4 protein-coding genes are annotated in these 2,170 nt (G+C 53.3%); 2 read left to right on the top strand and 2 right to left on the bottom strand.

What is annotated here, in order from left to right; genetic code table 11:
* Positions 1-5: 5 nt before the first annotated feature.
* On the top strand, positions 6-191 hold the full coding sequence (locus tag DMG62_24525; GenBank protein PYY19538.1) for a hypothetical protein: 186 nt from the start codon (positions 6-8) through the stop codon (positions 189-191).
* Positions 192-622: 431 nt separating this feature from the next.
* On the opposite strand, the gene DMG62_24520 is transcribed toward DMG62_24525, so the two are convergent.
* The gene (locus tag DMG62_24520; GenBank protein PYY19537.1) at positions 623-913 is read right to left on the bottom strand and encodes a hypothetical protein; all 291 of its coding nucleotides are present in this window, start codon (positions 911-913) and stop codon (positions 623-625) included.
* A gap of 253 nt (positions 914-1,166) precedes the next feature.
* Here DMG62_24520 and DMG62_24515 point away from each other — a divergent pair, with 253 nt between their 5' ends.
* The gene (locus DMG62_24515; protein ID PYY19536.1) at positions 1,167-1,469 is read left to right on the top strand and encodes a hypothetical protein; all 303 of its coding nucleotides are present in this window, start codon (positions 1,167-1,169) and stop codon (positions 1,467-1,469) included.
* A 431-nt stretch (positions 1,470-1,900) separates the two neighbouring features.
* Here the strand turns inward: DMG62_24515 and DMG62_24510 are convergent.
* The coding region (locus DMG62_24510; GenBank protein ID PYY19535.1) for a hypothetical protein at positions 1,901-2,170 on the bottom strand (270 nt) is incomplete at its 5' end.

Below are 2,170 nucleotides of genomic sequence, written 5' to 3'. Positions count from 1 at the left end.
CGACAATGTTCGCTTCATTTGCAGGCGGTCCGATTACGGCGATTAATGGCGGTTACGAAGTCTCGGCCCTGACACGACCGGATGTAAAAAAAGCGCTTGGAATCATCGCTTCAAGTCCAACGAACGCGGTGGGCTTTTCATCGGTCTGCGCAACAAAACACTTCCCGCCACGATGTTCGCCAGCGCTTTAACTGATCGTTTAGACCCCTTTGCGGTGCGACGATCCTGAGTATGATGGACAATTTGTGCGCGCGCTCGATCATGCGCCACTGGGCGCACAGATCGGCGAAGCATGGCCGATTGCGGCACAGATCAGAGCGGGCGACGCAGCGAGCTGGTACAACACCATGGTCGTCTGGTGTCGATCGCCTGTACGGTTTGGCCGCCAAATCGAACGACGTCGGGCAACGGGTCAGCGCCCGCAGGGCGTTCCTGCGCGCATCGAACTATTATCGTGTTCGATCCGCCCATGGAGGTCCTTAGATTCCGTACGGGAATACACCTCTGCCGGGTTTTTCAAAAGATGTTCGATTGGCTCGATCCCATGCTCGCCAGATGAGGCGTACGAGCACGTGGACCCACTTCAAAGAACGCTAAATGTTACGCAACTACTGTGCGTTTCTCAGGAGGTCTTCGGCGCACGCTTGTACCCTGCCCGAATTGCGTCTTGCTCCGTCATGTATCTACCCTTACGGGTCGTGCCGTAAAACGGCGAGCCTTCCCTGTGGTATACGCCTGCCTCTGTGTTAACCCACACCTGGCCGTGGCCGCCGCCAGGCGCCTCCGGATTAGTCACTTGCTCATTGGTGCGACCCGCTGACACTGAGGTAGGCGGAGGCTGTGATTGAGCTTTGTCCACACAGAACAGGGCAACTCCAACGATAGAAACAGTAGCAAAAAATTTCGTATTCATACAGAGTATTTCGCGTGACACCGCATCGACGGCCGTAAGAACATTGACATTCCCCCCTGCGAGAATGGGAACGCGATCCGCTGCTAACTCCCTTAGTATTTTGTTTGAAGAGTGCTGGGCAAATTGAGTAGAGGCAAATCACAATGAAATCGTTATCTGTCAGAGTTTTGTGCATTAGCACGCTCTCCCTGCTGGCGTTATTTCGCGCGCGCACTGAGAAGCGAGGTATTTCTCGGGAGCAGGCTGAAACGTTGTGTCACGGCTCAAGTTTCAGCAGGGCGAGATTACGTTGCACGATGGGGGGCAACCCTGCATGTGTCCGATGGATTTAAATGGGCCGGATGCTCAAACTGTGCTGGTGAAATTGTGGGGCAATCCACCGCGCTCGGCCGATCTGCTCGGCATGTTGATGCCTGATGGCGCAAGTGTAAGTCCATTGACTGAGAAGTCTGGGGCTGTCGTAGTGACCTACGAACCGGACGGCTATGTCAGCGATAAAGACGCCGAAAAGTATGTTGTAATTGAGGGTATTGTCCGACTGCGACCCAAAATTTAGCTCTTTCGCTCAGTCATGAAATCGGTCGCCTTCGCCTCGTGTTTTTAACGATGGTTGCGTGTGCTGCAGCCGATACAAGCGCGGCGGGGTCGACGGAAGACAGAGCCATTGGAATGCGAGGATTCCTTGTATCGTGTGAGAATGCGGCATATCGCGTCATCCAGCAGCGATATCCCGACGTTAAACGTTCGCCGGTCAATCGGGCGGTCACTTTTGACGGCGCACATAAATCGCAAAGTCGTTTTCGATACGTTTTCCCATGGTCGCCACACGATGTAGTTCGACATTACGCATGTTAATTGACAGGTGGGCCTAATCTGGCGCTGGAAGGATGAAGTTATGAAGGATGAAGTGGAAGCGAAGCTCACTGCCGCCGCGTGTATTCGGTTGCCCGTTACGCGACGAATTGGCGCTCCCAATCAGAAACTCTCTTACTGCCAACCGAGTCTTTTCTGAGTGACCCATCGGATAGACTGATAGCGGACGACTTTTAGTTTGTCGTATTGAGCAGATGAGAGAATCGCTTTCAACTGCGGATCGGCCTGCTTCTGGAGGGACTTAACCTCTTGTATCTTCTGAACGTCCGAAAGCGAATTGTTGGTTCGGATCGCTATTACCTTCGATCCTTCGTTGGCAAGAATGGGCGCTATTTGGGCACTCTGTTGAGGCGACACACTTAAGTTTTGTTGTAAGCAGCTTTG

The sequence above is a fragment of the Acidobacteriota bacterium genome (genome assembly GCA_003225175.1).
Classification (GTDB): domain Bacteria; phylum Acidobacteriota; class Terriglobia; order Terriglobales; family Acidobacteriaceae; genus Gp1-AA112.
The sequence above is the reverse complement of the archived record's forward strand: the minus strand, read 5'-3'. Positions and strand labels throughout refer to the sequence as shown.

Coding starts and splice junctions, on each gene's coding strand:
- DMG62_24520 (PYY19537.1), bottom strand. CDS start 913: ATGAATACGAAATTTTTTGCTACTGTTTCTATCGTTGGAGTTGCCCTG.
- DMG62_24525 (PYY19538.1), top strand. CDS start 6: ATGTTCGCTTCATTTGCAGGCGGTCCGATTACGGCGATTAATGGCGGT.